Raw genomic sequence first — 15,755 nt, 5'->3', positions numbered from 1 at the left:
GATCCTATGGGGGAGGCTCGGCGTACGGTGTCAGCATGCATGAGCTCACCGAAGAGGCGCTGGTCGCAGCATCCGTCGATGTCGCATGGCGGGAATTCACGGTCGCGGGTCGTCTGTCGGAGTGGTTCTGGCCGCCGCGGTTCGAGACGACGGCGGTCGTCGAGCTGCGCGAGCTCGGCCGCTGGGAGGTGCGGTCGGTGCCCGTCGACATGGCGGTCGAGGGCACAGTGCTCACCTTCGAGGCGCCGCGTGCGCTGCGGCTCGGGTGGCGGTGGGCGGGGGAGGAGCACACCACCGATGTCGAGATCGAGCTTCAGTCCGCGGCGGATGCTGCCACCCGCGTGATCGTCAGGCACTCCGGCTTCGCGACCGCCGAGGAGCGCGACAACCACGTCGACGGGTGGTCGAGCTGCCTGCAGCGCCTGGTGGATCGCCACGGCGGTGCGCCGGGCGAGCACCTGTGATCATCGAGTTCGACGGCGACGTCTTCCGCTGGGACGCTCGAGATGATGCGGCCTGGTTCTTCACGTCGGTGCCGCCCGAGCTGAGCGAGGAGATCCGCGAGATCCCGCGCCCATACCGCGGCTTCGGCTCGGTGCGTGTGCGCGCGCAGATCGGCGGGACGGAGTGGACGACGTCGATCTTCCCCTCGTCGGACTCGGGCTCGTACGTGCTGCCGCTGAAGAAGGCGGTGCGCGATGCGGAAGGCCTGGCCGACGGCGGTCCGGTGACGGTGCGACTCGAGGTGCTCGACGGCTGAGATCGCCAGGCGGTCAGGCGGGCGTCTCGAACATGCGGCGCTGGATGCGACGGTCGAGGTCGTCCAGTTCGCCGATCACATCGTTCGTCGCCCACACGCGGCCGCGCTTGCGCCCGGTGATCTCGGTGATCACGCCAGCCGCAGTGAGCCGGTCGAGCGCCGCGTATGCCGTCGCCGGGGTGCTCCCGATCGCCGCGATCGCGTCTTCGCCCGACATCACGGGGTCGTCGAGGAGTGCGGTGAGGAGTCGATCGGTGGCGGAGCCGTCGGCCGCGTCGACGAGCGACCGCCACTCGGTGGGGAGCTCACGCAGTGCGTCGATCGACGTTCGCGACTCGACAGCTGCCGCGACGGCTGCGCGCACCATGATCTCGATGATGGCGGTGGGCTCACCCTGGCGGTACGCCGTGAGCGAGGCGAAGTAGTCGTCTCTCACTGCCAGCAGGCCGCTCGCGAGCGGCATGACAGCGGTCTTCGTGACCCCGCGCCGGCGCAGGATCGCGCTGACGAGCGCGCGGCCGATGCGGCCGTTGCCGTCGGTGAACGGGTGGATGGACTCGAACTGGGCGTGCGCGATCGCCACCTGCGCGAAGACGGGAGTGTCGTCGCGCGCTGCCCACTCGATGAGATCGTCGAGCAGCGGAGCCATGAGATCGGGGGGCGGCGGCACGTACAGGGCATTGCGCGGACTGTGGTCGCTGCCGCCGATCCAGTTCTGCACGTCGCGCAACCGGCCGGCGTAGTGCGCCTCGGCGGAGTCGTCGGCCATGAGGGTGCGATGGGCTGCAAGCAGATCCTCGACGGTGATGCTCCCCGTCTCGCCGGCGCGGTCGACGAGGCGATGCAGCGCGGCGGATGCGGCCACCATGCTGGTGGCGCTGCTGTTCGCCCGGCTTCCCGCGAGAGCGCGGGCGTAGTCGGCGGCGCTCGCCGAGATGCGCTCGATCTTTGAGGACGCCACCGACTCGGTGCGAAGCATGAAGCGCCCGAGCGCGCGCGACTGCGCTCGTGCCTCGACGTCGGTCGTCGCCACCTCGACGAGCGCCCGCTCTGCGGCAGCGGTCAGGTCGGGGCTCGGCGTGTAGGTCAGGTGCGCGATGCGCGGGGGGATCGACACGGCTACGGAGCGCAGCATCCGATCGTCCCGGCTGCCACCACGGACGGACTGCCGCCAGTCCCGCATCTCGGTGGTGTGGGCGGACCAGAGCGGTGCCTTGGAGAGTGAATCAGCGGCGGTCACTGTTTCAGTTTAGCGATCTTGATTGAAATAAGACTCGGGTTTGATCCGGTCGTCCGGGTCGCGCGGCTCCGGTATGTTTGCGCTCGAGGATCATTCTGCTGGGGAGCATGATGTCGGACGGGTCTCAGGCGGGACCGCCGCCCGGTTGGTATGAGGACGCTTCGCGTGCTGACCGCCTGCGGTGGTGGGACGGCGCTGCGTGGACGGAGGACTACCGTCCGGTGGCGACGGATGCTGCCGCCACGGCTGCGATCGAGGTCGCGGGTGCCGCGGATGCGGCGGCTGCGCCGCTGAGTCGTGCACAGTCGCGCGCGCGACGGGCGGATTCGGATGCCGCGGGTCCGGATGCTGCGGGTTCGGATGCTGCGGGTTCGGCGGCTGCGGTGGGCGAAGCGCCGGGGATCCCTGGCGTGGCGGTCGGGTCGGCTGCGCTGCCGTCGGTCGCCGAGGAGCCGCAGGCCGCCGCCGTGTGGCCGGCTCCTTCCTCGCTGGCTGAGCCCGCGGAGGTGCGGGACGAGGCATCCGTCGATGCGCCGGTGCCGGTGCCGGAACCCGAGGTCGGGGCTGCAAAGGGCGAGACCTTTCCCGACCAGATCACGCCCCGGCGTCCGGCTCCGGTCGACGATCGTCCGCCGATGCCCGTCGTGTACCAGCCGGTGTCGAGTTCGTACGTGGGGGAGATGCGTCCGCCGCTGCCCGAGGCAGCGCCGGCGAACGTTCCGGCGCGTGCGTCGATCGTGCTGATCGCGGTGGCCGCGCTCGGTGGCCTCGCGGTGGTGTTCTGGCTCGGCGGTTGGAACGAGTCGATCGCGGGTCTGGTCAGTCTTGTCAGCGTGGCGTTCGCGGCTGGTGCGTTCTTCCTCGCGATCGGCGGCCTGATCGTCGCGACGCAACGCCGGACGAGCAGACTTCTGTCGGGGATCGCGATCGTGGTGTCGGTCGGGTTGGCGGCGTGGCTGTCGATCGTCGCGACGCAGCAGGCGCTCGCGATCCTGAACTGAGCTGCAGCCGTTACTCAGAAGGGTGGCGGATCGACCGGCACCGTCAACGCGGTCGGTGAGACCCACCATTTCGCGCCGGTGGCCTCGTCGCGGTAGAGCACCCATTTGCTCTTGGTCTTGATCACGTGATGTCGCTCGCACAACGGACTGAGGTTCGTGTCGGCGGTCTTCCCGCCGTACTGCCAATCGAGGCGGTGGTCGATGTCGCAATCTCGGGCGGATCGCAGGCATCCGGGTCCGGTGCACACCTGGTCGCGAACCCCGAGCCACCGTTGCAACGCCTTCGGTACGCGATACGCAGTGCGATCGACGTCCAGAACCGTGCCGGTAACGGGGTGGGTGAGGATGCGGACCCAGCTGGATGCCCCACCAGCGAGCTGCCGTGCGGTCTCGGTGTCGATCGGGCCGTAGCCGTCGAGCGTGGCGGGCTCGTCGTCGTGTCCGAGGAGTGTCATGACCGGCACGGTGATCGCGACAGACGCACGCGCACGCCAGGCGCTCGTCTCGGTGCGGATCGACATGCCTCGGGTGATGAGGTCGAGCACCACGTCAGCGCGAAGCTGGGCGAGTGTGCGTTCCTCGCCGTCCTGCGCCCGCAGGTGCCGCGCGTGCGCCTCTGCATACCGCTGCACGAGCATCACCTTGTCGGCGGTCGTGAACACGGTGAAGGAAGCCATCCCGTCGGGCTCGGGCTGGAACCACGTGTTGCGCTCGTCCTTCGCGCGCTTGTGCCGCTCATCGATGTGCTCAGGGTGCACGCGGTCACGGACGACCCTGGCGCGAGTACGGAACTTTCCTGACGCGAGCGTCTGCGCCGACCCCGCGAGCTGTTCGTCGAACCTCGCCCAGGCGTCGGTGGAGCGGGCAGGAAGGGTGGCGGCCTGCTGTGCTGCTGACGAAGCGTTCCGCTCGTTCACCCGGCCGGCCCGGAACGCCTCCCAGATGTTCGGGCACCGCTCGCGCAGAGTGTCAGCGTGCGCGGCGCGAGTGCGGACGATGTTCTCCGACATCCCGAGGCGCACCGCGAGCTCCAGCGCCGCGGCGCGCACGGCGATGTTCCGACGCTCTGCGCGGACGACCGCCGTCGATCGCCCCTGCGGATCGAGCCATGCGTGGTCCTGTGTCGGATCGGGGCCGACCCACGGGTCTGGGGAGGCCGCAGCATCCCTCAGCACATTCGCGATGCCGGCGTACTCGTCGGCGATGAGGAGTCGCGCTCGCACGCCGATGCCCTCGAGCTCGGTGATCGCGGCCTCGTGCGCGGCGCCCGTCGTTTCGAGCTCGGCGAGTTCGAGGGGCGGCAGGATCTCACCCGGCTCGAGGAGATCCGACGGGTCGAGGAAGAGCTCGGGATCGCCGTCGATCCTCGCGTCTCCATCGATCCTGTTCGAATATATCTTCACGTTTGTAGTGTATTACGCCCCTCCGACATTCGATCAGAAAATCCAGCCAGCTTCGAACCCGAAAGACTGACAATGCCAGCACGCTGCGCGGGTCGAGTTCGCCCGCCGCCTCACTCGAGCCGTCCTGTCGCGCGCGAGTTGTGCGTCGACCTCGGCTATCGCCCGCTCGGCCAACGTCCCGGCCAACTCGTACGTGCATTTCCAGCGAAGGCGGGAACGGGTGCCGTCCGGGACCTCACCGCGATGCGAGGGACCGATGCTCTATACGTTGCTGCGGGTCGTGAGGGCAGCACGTATTCGATCTGCCGGCGCCGTCGTACGAGCGCGGTCAGGGTAGTCGCTGGGTCGTAGATCCCACCCCTGCTGCGGAAGCCGGTCGGGGCTGGAGCCTCCGAACTCTCTGATCGACCGCCGCGCTGTTCGCCGCGACCCCGTCATCGGGACCGCCTCACTGTCAATCGAACAACGGATGCCTGCGACCCGCTGTGTCAGGAGGGCGACCAGGGGAATGGTGGGCAAAGGCCCGCAACGCAAGGTATTCGCGCGGTCTGGCTGAGGCTTTCTTAGGCGAACACTGCGCGCGCTTTCGTTGACACCCGCCTGGGCGAATGAGAGCGTCTATGGCGGGAGGGGATTCACGTTTTGCGCGTGTGTCTCAAACCCAGCTCTAACAGAGTCTGGGAATTGTTACTGGGGTGTTTGAGACCGGGCGCATTGGCGCGCTCCGGTCGGTTAGAGCTGACCTTTCAACTCACACTGGGGAGAGACGCGCCATGCGTGCAACTATCAAGAACTACATTGAGGCGGCGAACCGTCGTCGCGAAGAAGAGGGCGAAGAAGGCTTCTCCCTCATCGAGCTCATCATCGTCGTTGTGATTCTCGGCATTCTTGTCGCAATCGCGATTCCGATCTTCGGCAACATCCAGTCGACCGCGCAGGACAACGCGTTGAAGGCGGCCGCCGCCAGTGGCGCCACCGCCGTTGCTGCCGCTATTGCGGACAGCGACGCGAATTCGACTGCAGCTTCGGCAATCACCAAGGGCTCGACGACTGAGATCGTTCTCAGCGAGGCCTCGGTTCCGGCGACCGTGGACGCCGTTTGCGTTACCGCAACCGGGTTCAACAAGAAGGTTTCCGCAGGCCCCGCGTGCACCGCTGGTTCGCAGTCCGTGACAGCGGCGCCGTAGCCGCGACGTAGCGACCGCGCTAGGGCCGGGCCACAGCCCGGCCCTAGTGGCCCGGTTGTCGTGGAGACTTTGGCACTTGGGGAGGTGCGCTGATGAGGGGACGGACTGCGTCCGACGAAGGCCTCGGGATGATCGAGATCATCATTGGGATGATCTTGCTTGCGATCATCGCGGTCGCCATCCTTCCAGCGCTGTGGCAGGGGATTCAGTATTCCTCCCAGCAGTCGGCGACCGCGACGGCGACGCGGGAACTCAACTCCTTGATCGAAGGGATTCGAGAGAATCCGGACTGCGGGCAGATCGGAACCGCCACATCCGCCCACACGTTCACTGACGGGTCTGGCGCAACGATAACCAGCGCGGGTAGCTATTCTGCCTGTCCCGCGACGTCAAGAACAGTGACAATTTCACTCACTGCGACAGATGCAGGCGGCTATGTGCTTGCGACGCTCAAAGCGATCGTGTACGTGCCATGAGCACCATTGAATCACGCGAGACATCGGCGATTTCGGGCGACGCCGGTCTCTCCCTGATCGAACTGATCATCTACATCCTGCTGTCCAGTCTGCTGTTATCCGCGATGGCCGTGGTCCTCGTTAATTCCTGGAGCACGCAGAAGGACGTGGCAAGCGTGACTCAGGCGACGAATCGAGGTCAGGTGATCGGATCAGCCATCGAGCGTGCGATGCGAAACGCGCTCGACTTCGATGTGGACGATGCGACGGGCACAGAATTGCGCGTTCGCACATCTTTGGGCGGAAATCTTGCCTGCCAAGCTTTTCTACTAAAGGACGGCGACGCTCGCTTTACTACCTCATCCGGGGCTCTGCCCACGCTGGCGTCGGACTGGGCAAGGTGGGAGAACGGCATTGCACAGTACGCATCGACGCCGTTCTTCGTCGAGAACGGCGACGTCGTCACCTATACATTCGACATCGAGACCGATTCCGCACCGGTGCGGTTTTCGGGAGAGGCCGCGGCGCGGTCGACAGCAACAGGAGTGAGCTCGCCATGTTGGTGATCAATCAGTCTCTCCGTCGTGCGAGAAGCAACGACGACGGCGCAGTCCTCGTGACCATCGTCATCGTGATGCTTGTCGGTTTCGTCATCGCGAGTCTCATCGCGGCATCGGTCCTCTTCACGATCCGCGCGAACGCAACGAACAAGGGTCAGACACAGGCGTTCATCGCCGCAGAATCCGGACGCGACGTCGCGATGGCGACGATGGCTTCTTGCTCTGCCACGCATTTCACGGGAACCGACCCGACTTACGATACGACGATCTACCCGTACCCGGACAACACAGGAGATCGTCCGACGTCGTCGAATGGCCTGACTGCCGGCTGCCCCACGTCGTCCACTGACTACGTCGTGATCAAGTCCACCGGCACCGGTACTGGCGGCTCAACAGTGACGATCGACTCGGTGTATCCCTGGCAGGTCACCTATTCGCAGCAGCCCGGTGGCGTCGTTACCTACTTCTCCGGGGGCTTCACCGCCGGAGTCGCGCACTACACGGGCGACCTCGTTCTGCGCGACGGCAACTGGGCGTGCAACATCGACGGAACGTTGACGGGTGATCTCTACGTGCTGGAGGGTACGACATCCCTCTCGAACAACTGCGTGATCAACGGCGACATCTGGTCGAACGGCAACGTCACGAGCAATAGCCAGGCACCGAAGGTTTACGGCGACATCACGACCAACGGTTACGTCTCGATCTCATCGAACGGTGGGGCTCTGATCGACGGGTCGATCTCGGCAAAGGGGAACATCAATCTCAGCGACCAGGGCAGCACGCAGGCATCGATCACCGGATCGCTCACCAGCCGCAACAGCGTCACGGTCGGGACGACGTGGACCGCGCCTGGCACGCGTACGCCGAACAGCCCGTCCGACCCGGTCTTCGACCCCACGCTCACCTGGCTGAAGGCCGCGACGAAGTGGATCGATCTCGACAACACCAACTGGGGTGCCAAGTACACCGCTACGCCCGTGTGCAACCTCCTCAACAACAACCCGAGCCCCAGTATCGGAAGCCTTGTGTCGACAGCGGGCGGCCCGCTCGTGCTCGACTTCACGGCCTGCACCAGCGCGGTGAAGATCTCGCTCAGCAACGTGAACGTGAAGCGTGATGTCGTCATGATCGCCAAGCCTTCGGTGCGAATGGAGGTCGCACTCTCTGGAACGATCACCGACGACGCGGCGGCCAAGCACCAGGTTCTCTTCGTTCATTCCGACTCGTCGCGTGCGTACACGAACGGCGAACCCGTTCCGAACTGCGGGAACGGCAACCAGAACGACAAGTTCGATGTGAGCGGATCGATATCGTCGACGCTCCGAGTGATGATCTACTCCGCGTGCGGCCTCACCGGTACAGCGACTTCCAGCTTCAGCGGTCAGTTCTACACGAACGACACGACACACATGCATGCCGACGCGACCTACACCTGCGCCTCCATGTCGTGGAGCCCGGCATTCGACCAGCTTGGCTGCAAGATCAAAGGCGAGGGCGGCGTCATCGAAGGCTCCCTGGTGCAGCGGATCGGCGAACTCGTCTACCAGACGGAGCGTTAGCGCATGACATCCCTCACCATCTTCCTCGTCGTCATCGCGGGGATCCTCGGACTCCTTGTCGGGTCGTTCCTCAATGTTGTCGCCTACCGCGTGCCGGCACAGATCTCGCTGATGCGCGAGAGCCGTTGCCCGCACTGCGACACCTCGATCAAGCCCTGGCATAACGTGCCGGTGCTCGGGTGGATCGCGCTCCGAGGCAAGTGCGCGAACTGCAAGGCGCCGATCTCGGCGCGGTACCCGATCGTCGAGGCGGTTACAGGCATCGCGTTCGCCGTCGTGACGTGGTGGTGTCTTGTGGCTTACGAAGGTCTTCTCGGCATGAACCTGCCGGAGTACCTGCTGCTGCCGGCTGTGGACGGCATCGTCCGTCCCGCCGACCTCTGGGCGCTTGGTCTTGTCATCGTCGCCTACCTGTACTTCGCGGCGATCTCGATCGTCCTCACGCTCATCGACCTCGACACCCACCGTCTCCCGAACAGCATCGTTCTACCGGGCTATCTCGTGTCCGGCATCCTGTTCACCGTCGCCGCCTGGCTGACGGGCGAGTGGGGACTGCTGCTCGGCGCCGGGGTCGGTATGGCCGGCATGTACCTCTTCTACTTCCTGCTGCGCGCGGCGCGACCTGGAGGCATGGGCGGGGGAGACGTCAAGCTCGCCGGGGTGATCGGCATCTACCTCGGCTGGCTCGGCTGGGGCGCGCTCGCTGTGGGGGCGTTCGCGGCCTTCTTGTACGGGGGAGTGTTCGGTATCGCGCTCCTGCTGTTGCGCCGAGCCGGTCGCAAGACCGCCATTCCGTTCGGACCCTGGATGATCCTCGGGGCCTGGACCGGTGTTTTCGCCGGCGAAGCCGTCGGCAAGTGGTACGTGGATCTCTTCGTCGGCGCCTGACGCCGACGGTCTTTGGGGAAGGGGAAATCATGGGGAAGACGATTGTCGGGCTGGAGGTGACCGAAGAGAGCCTCCGCGCAGCGGAGATCTCACTCGGTCGCAAGCCCCAGCTCGTCGCGTACGGCGAAGTGCCGCTGCCGCCCGAGGCAGCGCGCGACTCGGAGGTGCTCGACTCGGGCGCCGTCGCGGTCGCGCTCCGGCAGCTGTGGACCGGAGCGAAGTTCAGGAGCAAGGATGCCGTGCTCGGCGCCGCCAGCCGGCGCATCCTGGTGCGCGAATACACGACCCAGGCGATGCGGCCTGATCTGCTGCGCGAGGCCCTGCCATACCAGGTGCAGGACCTGCTGCCCGTGCCGGCGAGCCAGGCGGTGCTCGACTTCTTCCCGCTGTCGCAGGACGGCGACCAGGTCTCCGGCCTGCTCGTCGCGGCGGTGTCCGAGAACATCGAGCAGATCATCTCGACCCTCGCGAAGGTCAAGGTCCGCGCCCAGGCGGTCGATCTCGCGGCCTTCGGCCTCGCACGCGTCACCGCACCGCTCGCATCGCCCGAGGAGACTGTGGCGACGGTCAGCATCGGCGACCACACCACCCAGGTCGTGATCTCGCGCGGCGGCGTCCCGCTGTTCGTACGCCTGTTGCCGATCGATGTCGCCACGGCAGCCACGCGGCGGCACAACACCGAGGCCGTCCAACCGGAGCTGGAACTCGCCGCCGTGGCGGCGGGCAACGGGTCGGCTACGGGCCTCACGGTGCCCAGCCGCACGCGCGGCTCGATCCGCGCGGCGACGCCTCCCGGAGTCTCCGACCTGGCGGCCCGCCTTCGCAGCACCCTCGCGTTCTTCGGCAGCCGTGCCGCCGCAGTTCCACTCTCGCGGGTCTTCGTCACCGGGGCCGGTGCTGCCGTCGACGGCATCCTGCCGGCGCTCGGGGCGGCGATCGACACGCCGATGACCATCGTGTCGGTCGGTGATGTCATCTCGATGTCGGCCCCGCCGCCCGCCGGCGAGGTCGCGCTGAACCTCGTCGGAACCGTCGGCATCGCACTCGGGGAGGCCGCAAAATGACCGCCATCCCGGTTCCCTTCTCGGGAGCGCCGCGCGTCAACCTCATGCCGCGCACCGAGGTCGCGCGGCGCGAGCGCGACCAGCTCGTGCGCCTCTGGGTGTGGATCGTGCTCGGTGCGATCGTCGTCGCGGTGCTCATCATCGCCGGGGCGTTCGCGTTCAAGTTCTTCGCAGATCAGCGCCTCGTGGCCGAACAAGCCCGCACCAACACGCTGCTCACCGAAATCGCGTCGCTCTCGGAGGTGAGCCAGGCGCTCGCGACCGAGTCGGAGCTCACCGACTATCACACCGACGCGATGGCCACCGATCTCGCGTGGACTCCCGTGATCGGCAAGATCACTAGCATCCTTCCCTTCGACACCACCCTCACCGGCGTCGACCTCGCCGTCGGCGGCGCGCCGGTCGGCGACGACCCGACGCTCGAACAAGGGCTCGTCGGCACGGTCACCTTCGACAGCCCGACGCCGATCGACATCGTCCCGCTCATCCGCTCGCTCCGCGGTGTGGAGGGAGTGCTGTACGCCGACGGGCAATCGGTCACCTCGAGCCAGGTCTCGTCGGGGCGGTACTCGTACCTCCTCACGGTCGAGTTCGACCAGACCGTGTACTCGAACGAGTACGCGGCGGAAGATGGGAGCGAGTGATGCCCAAGCACATCGTCACCGCGATCGGACTCATCGTCTCGCTCGGCATCATCGCGCTCGGAGTGTTCCTCGTCGCCATGCCGCTGTACTTCCAGGCGGTCTCCGTAGACGGCCAGACCGCGACCGTCGCGAGCACCAACGCGCTGTACCAGGCACAGGTCGACGAGCTCACGGCGCAGCAGGAGAATCTCGGCGAGATCGAAGCGAACGTCGCCGGGCTCCGCGCGCAGATTCCGGCCACCGGCCAGCTCGACGACGTCTTCGAGGTCGTCGCACGTGCGGCCGAGGCATCCGGTGTCCAGATCACCTCGGTGACCGCAGGAGAGCAGGTTGCGTACACCACCCCCACCGGCGCCACCGAAGGCGACGCTGCGGCCGTCCCGGCACCCGCGCCGGAGGCGACGGAGGCAGCGACCGACGCCACCACCGGGACGCCGACGGATGCTGCGGCGCCGGCCGCCGAAGCCGCAGCAGGCGCCGGGCGCCAGCAGGTCGACTTCGTCATCAGCGCCACGGCGGTCGACATGGAGCAGGCGACTGCGTTCCTCGACGCGCTGCGCGCAGGTCCGCGTCTGCTCAACAGTGTCAGCGCGACCATGACCCAGAGCGGCGAGGGCACGGTCGACGTCCAGATCTCGGCTCTGACCTTCGTCGACGCGGAAGGGTGAGGACCATGGAAGACCTCGACTTCGAGAAGCTCCTCGCATACGGTGCCCGCCACCGCGCGTCGGACGTGCACATCACCGCCGAAGCGCCACCGCTGCTGCGCGTCGACGGCGACCTCGTGCCTGTGGAGGCCTACCCCGCCCCGCTGTCGACGGAGTGGGTGGAGCGCACCGCCTTCGACCTCATGACCGAGGGCCAGCGCCGCGAGTTCATGGAGCATGGCGAGGTCGACCTCGCCCACGCGACGCCGGGCATCGGTCGCTTCCGTACGAACGTCTACCGCCAGCTCGGCTCGATCGCCATCGCGCTGCGGTACATCCCCGACCGGGTGTACTCGCTGGAAGAGCTCGGTGCGCCCGCGATCGCCCGCGACCTGGCCTTGAGGCCCCGCGGACTCGTCCTCCTGACCGGCCCCACCGGCTCGGGCAAGTCGACGACGCTCACGGCGATGGTCGACATCGTCAACCAGCTCGTGCCGGCGCACATCGTCACCATCGAGGACCCGATCGAGTTCCACCACCAGTCCAAGCGCTCACTTGTTCATCAGCGCGAGGTCGGGCGAGACACGAACTCGTTCGCCGAGGCGCTGCGCCGCGTGCTGCGTCAGGATCCGGACGTCATCCTCATCGGTGAGCTCCGCGACCCCGAGTCGATCCGCACTGCTCTGTCGGCGGCTGAGACCGGCCACCTCGTGCTCTCGACGCTGCACACCCAGGGCGCCGCGAAGAGCATCAACCGCATCATCGACGTGTTCCCCGCCGACCAGCAGCACCAGATCCGCACGCAGCTGGGCGATACCCTCCAGGGGATCATCAGCCAGACGCTGCTGCCGCTCGCCCAGGTCAACGGACGCACGATCGCGACCGAGGTGCTCATCAACACCCCGGCCGTCGCGAACATGATCCGCGAGGGCCAGGTCGCGCAGATCTACTCGGCGATGCAGGCGGGCTCCGAGATCGGCATGCACACGCTCGACCAGGACCTTCGCCGCCTCGTCGCCGAAGGGACCATCGCGCGCAACGTCGCAATGGATTTCGCGGTCGACCCGAAGAGCCTCGACGGCGTCTACGTCAAGCCGCGCGACCTCGACGCGGAGGAGTGGGCACACCACGCCGGAGAGTGGCGGCAGGGGGAGCTCACGGCTCCTGCAGCGAACGCGACGCAGGGCACCGGCATCGGCATGGGATCGCGCTTCGGCACGCCCACCGTCGGCGGCCGGGTCGACCCGACCGCGCGCGATGTCGAGTGGGGCGGCGTGGACGATCTCGAAGCATGGGCCGCCGCGAACGGGGAGGGCTGACATGGCCGTCGTACAGGAGTTCGTCTACCGGGCCGTCGACCCGCGCGCCGGATCGGTCGTGAAGGGCACGATCGAAGCCGCGAGCGAGTCCGCGGTCACGGGCAAACTCAAAGCGCAGGGGCTCACTCCGCTCGAGGTGACGCTCAAGTCGAACACCGGGCTGAACAAGGACATCAAGCTGCCCGGCGCGACGAAGACAGTGTCGGCACGCACCCTCGCGGTGTTCTCGCGCCAGATGGCCGGACTTATCAACGCCGGGCTGCCGCTCATGCGGACGCTGGCCATCCTGATCGAGCAGACCGACGACAAGAAGCTGCAACCGGCGCTCGTGCAGGTGCAGGCCGACGTCGAGTCGGGGTCGTCGTTCTCAGCAGCGTTGGCGCGGCACCCGCAGACGTTCCCACCGCTCATGCTGTCGATCATCAAGGTGGGTGAGGCGGGCGGCTTCCTCGGGAGCGCCCTCGGCTCGATCGCCGACAACTACCAGCGCGAAGCCGAGCTGCACAACAAGATCCGTGCGGCGGTGACGTATCCCGCGATCGTGCTCTTCATCGCGATCGTCGGCGTGCTCGTGATGGTGACGTTCGTCGTGCCCATCTTCGAGGGGATGTTCAAGGGGCTCGGCAGTTCGCTTCCGTTGCCGACGCAGATCCTCGTGAGCATCTCGAACAATATGTGGTGGATCATCCCGTCGATCGTCCTGGTGGTCATCGTCGCGCTGATCTGGTGGCGGGCCAACCGTCACACCGAGCAGTACCGCCGGTTCGTCGATCCGATCAAGCTGAAGATGCCCGTCTTCGGAAAGCTGACCACGAAGATCGCGGTCGCGCGCTTTGCCCGGAACCTGTCGATGATGCTCAACGCCGGTGTGCCGATCATCCAGGCACTCGCGATCGTCGGTCAGGCGTCGAACAACTGGAAGATCGAGCAGGCCGTGCGTGACGTGCAGGAATCGATCCGCCAAGGTCGCTCGTTCGCCGCACCGCTCGCCAAGGCCGAGGTCTTCCCGGCGATGGTGCCGCAGATGGTGTCGGTCGGCGAGGAGTCGGGCACGCTCGTCGACATGCTCGCGTCGATCGCGGACTTCTACGAGGACGAGGTGGAGACCGCGACCGCTCAGCTGTCGTCGACGATCGAGCCCATTCTCATCGTGGGTCTCGGCATCGTGATCGGCGGCATGGTCATCTCGCTGTATCTGCCGATCTTCACGCTGTACGGGGAGATCGCCAACCAGGCCTAGAAGCTGGGGAGCTCAACGACCGGTGCGCAGGCGCCGGTCGTTGAGTTTGCCGGTGCGTCGGAACCCGACGCGGCGCGGGAACCGCTTCTCACACCGTGACGCGCAGCACTTCCTCAATCGTCGTCAGCCCCTGCGCGACCTTCGACCACCCGTCCTCGCGCAGCGAGATCATGCCCTGCTCGAGCGCGACCTGACGGATCTCCGACCCCGTCGATCGCGTCACGACCAAGGACTCGATCTCGTCGCTCAGCGTCATGATCTCGTGCAGCGCCACGCGCCCGCGGTATCCGGTGTTGCTGCAGGCGGGGCATCCCGCCGCCTTGAACAACTCCGGCACGTCCGCAGGGTCATGCGGGAAGCCCAGGGCGCTCAGCACCTCCGAGGTCTCCAGCAGCGGCTCACGGCACCGCATGCACAGCCGCCGCGCCAACCGCTGCGCGATCACCGCCGACAGTGCCGTCGCCACCAGGAACGGCTCGCACCCGATCTCGGTCAAGCGGGTCAAAGCCGACGGCGCATCGTTCGTGTGCAGCGTCGACAGCACCAAGTGGCCGGTCAACGCCGCCTCGATGGAGATGTTCGCCGTCTCGAAGTCGCGGATCTCACCGACGAGCACCACATCAGGATCCGATCGCAGGATCGAGCGCAGCGCGGTAGAGAACGTCAGCCCCGCCCGGTTGTTCACCTGCACCTGGTTGATGCCGGCGATCCGGTACTCGACCGGGTCCTCCACCGTGATCACGTTGATCTTCGGGTCAGCGATCGCACGCAGCGCCGTGTACAGGCTGGTCGACTTGCCCGAACCCGTCGGCCCGGTCGCGAGGATCATCCCGTGCGGCTTGGTGATCGCCTCGCGGAACCGCTTCTCGTTGGTGGGCGAGAACAGCAGGTCGCGCATGGTCATGACCTGGCCGGTGTTGTCGAGGATTCGCATGACGATCTTCTCGCCCCACACCGTGGGGAGCGTCGCGACGCGAAGGTCGACGGTGCGGTTCTCGTGCGTGACCGAGAGCCGGCCGTCCTGCGGCTTGCGCTTCTCGGCGATGTCGATCGACGACATGATCTTCAGGCGCGAGATGATGCCGTCCTGGATGGCGCGGTCGGCCTTCTGCATCTCGTGCAGCACGCCGTCGATGCGGAACCGCACGGTCAGCTGCTTCTCGCCGGGCTCGACGTGGATGTCGCTCGCGCGGTCGTTGATCGCCTGCGCGATCAGCAGGTTCACGAACCGCACGATGGGGGCGGTGTCGTCCTGCTCCTCCAGGCTCTCGGTGAACGCGGCCTGGTTGGACTCGCTCGACTCCTCGATCGTCATCGACAGCTCACTGAGCTCTTCGTCCGAGCGCAGGAACCGCTCGAACATGTTCAGCAGCGCGTCTTCGGCGACGACGACAGGCTCGACGAAGAGATCCGTGATCGAGGCGACGTCATCGAGCGCGACGATGTCGGTCGGGTCGAGCACGCCCACGGTCAGTCGTTCGCCGCGTCGGTCCACGGGGATGAGACCGTACTTGCGGCACAGGGTGCCGGGGACGAGGGCGACCACGTTCGGGTCGAGCGGCATCTCGGCGAGGTCGACGTACCGGTGGCCGGTGTGAAGAGCGATCGCCTCGGCGACCTGGCTCTCGGTGACCAGCTTCGAGCTCACCAGCAGTCGCTGCAGCTCCGGACCTTCGCCCACCTGGGCGAGGGCGGCCGACATGTCGGCGGCTCTGACCGCTCCTGTGAGCACCAGCGTCTGTGCGAGACCTCTCACGGCAACACCCCTATCCCAGGGACATACTA

The 15,755-nt window shown here is 66.7% G+C and carries 16 protein-coding genes; 13 read left to right on the top strand and 3 right to left on the bottom strand.

What is annotated here, in order from left to right:
• Positions 1-35: 35 nt before the first annotated feature.
• Entirely contained in the window at positions 36-464 is a 429-nt protein-coding gene (locus tag J2Y46_RS15575) for an SRPBCC domain-containing protein (protein WP_045299052.1), read from the top strand.
• Positions 461-760 (top strand): DUF1905 domain-containing protein, encoded by a 300-nt coding sequence (locus tag J2Y46_RS15570; protein WP_045299050.1) that lies wholly within the window; start codon positions 461-463, stop codon positions 758-760. The genes J2Y46_RS15575 and J2Y46_RS15570 overlap by 4 nt, the downstream gene beginning before the upstream one ends.
• Before the next feature lie 13 nt (positions 761-773).
• Here the strand turns inward: J2Y46_RS15570 and J2Y46_RS15565 are convergent, their stop codons facing one another.
• Positions 774-2,000 carry a Fic family protein gene (locus J2Y46_RS15565; RefSeq protein WP_310243458.1) on the bottom strand — a complete coding sequence of 409 codons (1,227 nt, stop codon included), beginning with the start codon at positions 1,998-2,000 and terminating at the stop codon, positions 774-776.
• A 110-nt stretch (positions 2,001-2,110) separates the two neighbouring features.
• Here J2Y46_RS15565 and J2Y46_RS15560 point away from each other — a divergent pair, with 110 nt between their 5' ends.
• Complete coding sequence (locus J2Y46_RS15560; protein WP_310243457.1) at positions 2,111-3,001, top strand: DUF2510 domain-containing protein; 891 nt, start codon at positions 2,111-2,113, stop codon at positions 2,999-3,001.
• 14 nt (positions 3,002-3,015) lie between these two features.
• On the opposite strand, the gene J2Y46_RS15555 is transcribed toward J2Y46_RS15560, so the two are convergent.
• Positions 3,016-4,404: a DUF222 domain-containing protein gene (locus J2Y46_RS15555; RefSeq protein WP_310243456.1), complete on the bottom strand. Its 1,389-nt coding sequence runs from the start codon at positions 4,402-4,404 to the stop codon at positions 3,016-3,018.
• A gap of 773 nt (positions 4,405-5,177) precedes the next feature.
• Here J2Y46_RS15555 and J2Y46_RS15550 point away from each other — a divergent pair.
• The 10 genes from J2Y46_RS15550 (at position 5,178) to J2Y46_RS15505 (ending at position 13,970) form a co-directional block, all read left to right on the top strand.
• Positions 5,178-5,591, top strand: a complete 414-nt coding sequence (locus J2Y46_RS15550; protein WP_310243454.1) for a prepilin-type N-terminal cleavage/methylation domain-containing protein — start codon at positions 5,178-5,180, stop codon at positions 5,589-5,591.
• Between the two features lie 128 nt (positions 5,592-5,719).
• A complete protein-coding gene (locus J2Y46_RS15545) occupies positions 5,720-6,067 on the top strand; it encodes a type II secretion system protein (protein WP_310243452.1) in 348 nt (115 codons plus the stop codon).
• Positions 6,064-6,612 carry a hypothetical protein gene (locus tag J2Y46_RS15540; protein WP_310243450.1) on the top strand — a complete coding sequence of 183 codons (549 nt, stop codon included), beginning with the start codon at positions 6,064-6,066 and terminating at the stop codon, positions 6,610-6,612. The genes J2Y46_RS15545 and J2Y46_RS15540 overlap by 4 nt, the downstream gene beginning before the upstream one ends.
• A 50-nt stretch (positions 6,613-6,662) precedes the next feature.
• Positions 6,663-8,168: a hypothetical protein gene (locus J2Y46_RS15535; protein ID WP_310243449.1), complete on the top strand. Its 1,506-nt coding sequence runs from the start codon at positions 6,663-6,665 to the stop codon at positions 8,166-8,168.
• 3 nt (positions 8,169-8,171) lie between these two features.
• Positions 8,172-9,056, top strand: a complete 885-nt coding sequence (locus J2Y46_RS15530) for a prepilin peptidase (RefSeq protein ID WP_310243448.1) — start codon at positions 8,172-8,174, stop codon at positions 9,054-9,056.
• Positions 9,057-9,085: 29 nt separating this feature from the next.
• A complete protein-coding gene (gene pilM / locus J2Y46_RS15525) occupies positions 9,086-10,120 on the top strand; it encodes a pilus assembly protein PilM (protein WP_310243447.1) in 1,035 nt (344 codons plus the stop codon).
• Entirely contained in the window at positions 10,117-10,764 is a 648-nt protein-coding gene (locus tag J2Y46_RS15520) for a hypothetical protein (RefSeq protein ID WP_310243446.1), read from the top strand. Before pilM ends, J2Y46_RS15520 begins: the two co-directional genes overlap by 4 nt.
• Positions 10,764-11,432: a hypothetical protein gene (locus tag J2Y46_RS15515; RefSeq protein WP_310243442.1), complete on the top strand. Its 669-nt coding sequence runs from the start codon at positions 10,764-10,766 to the stop codon at positions 11,430-11,432. The genes J2Y46_RS15520 and J2Y46_RS15515 overlap by 1 nt, the downstream gene beginning before the upstream one ends.
• Before the next feature lie 5 nt (positions 11,433-11,437).
• The gene (locus J2Y46_RS15510) at positions 11,438-12,730 is read left to right on the top strand and encodes a type IV pilus twitching motility protein PilT (RefSeq protein ID WP_310243440.1); all 1,293 of its coding nucleotides are present in this window, start codon (positions 11,438-11,440) and stop codon (positions 12,728-12,730) included.
• A 1-nt stretch (position 12,731) separates the two neighbouring features.
• Positions 12,732-13,970, top strand: a complete 1,239-nt coding sequence (locus J2Y46_RS15505) for a type II secretion system F family protein (protein ID WP_310243438.1) — start codon at positions 12,732-12,734, stop codon at positions 13,968-13,970.
• 88 nt (positions 13,971-14,058) lie between these two features.
• Here J2Y46_RS15505 and J2Y46_RS15500 read toward each other — a convergent pair whose 3' ends face one another.
• Complete coding sequence (locus J2Y46_RS15500) at positions 14,059-15,726, bottom strand: ATPase, T2SS/T4P/T4SS family (RefSeq protein WP_310243436.1); 1,668 nt, start codon at positions 15,724-15,726, stop codon at positions 14,059-14,061.
• Positions 15,727-15,755 lie beyond the last annotated feature (29 nt).

Origin of the sequence: Microbacterium sp. BE35, assembly GCF_031457705.1 — a bacterium.
Lineage (GTDB): Bacteria > Actinomycetota > Actinomycetes > Actinomycetales > Microbacteriaceae > Microbacterium > Microbacterium trichothecenolyticum.
Note: the sequence above shows the minus strand (reverse complement) of the source record. Positions and strands in the feature narration are given on the sequence as shown.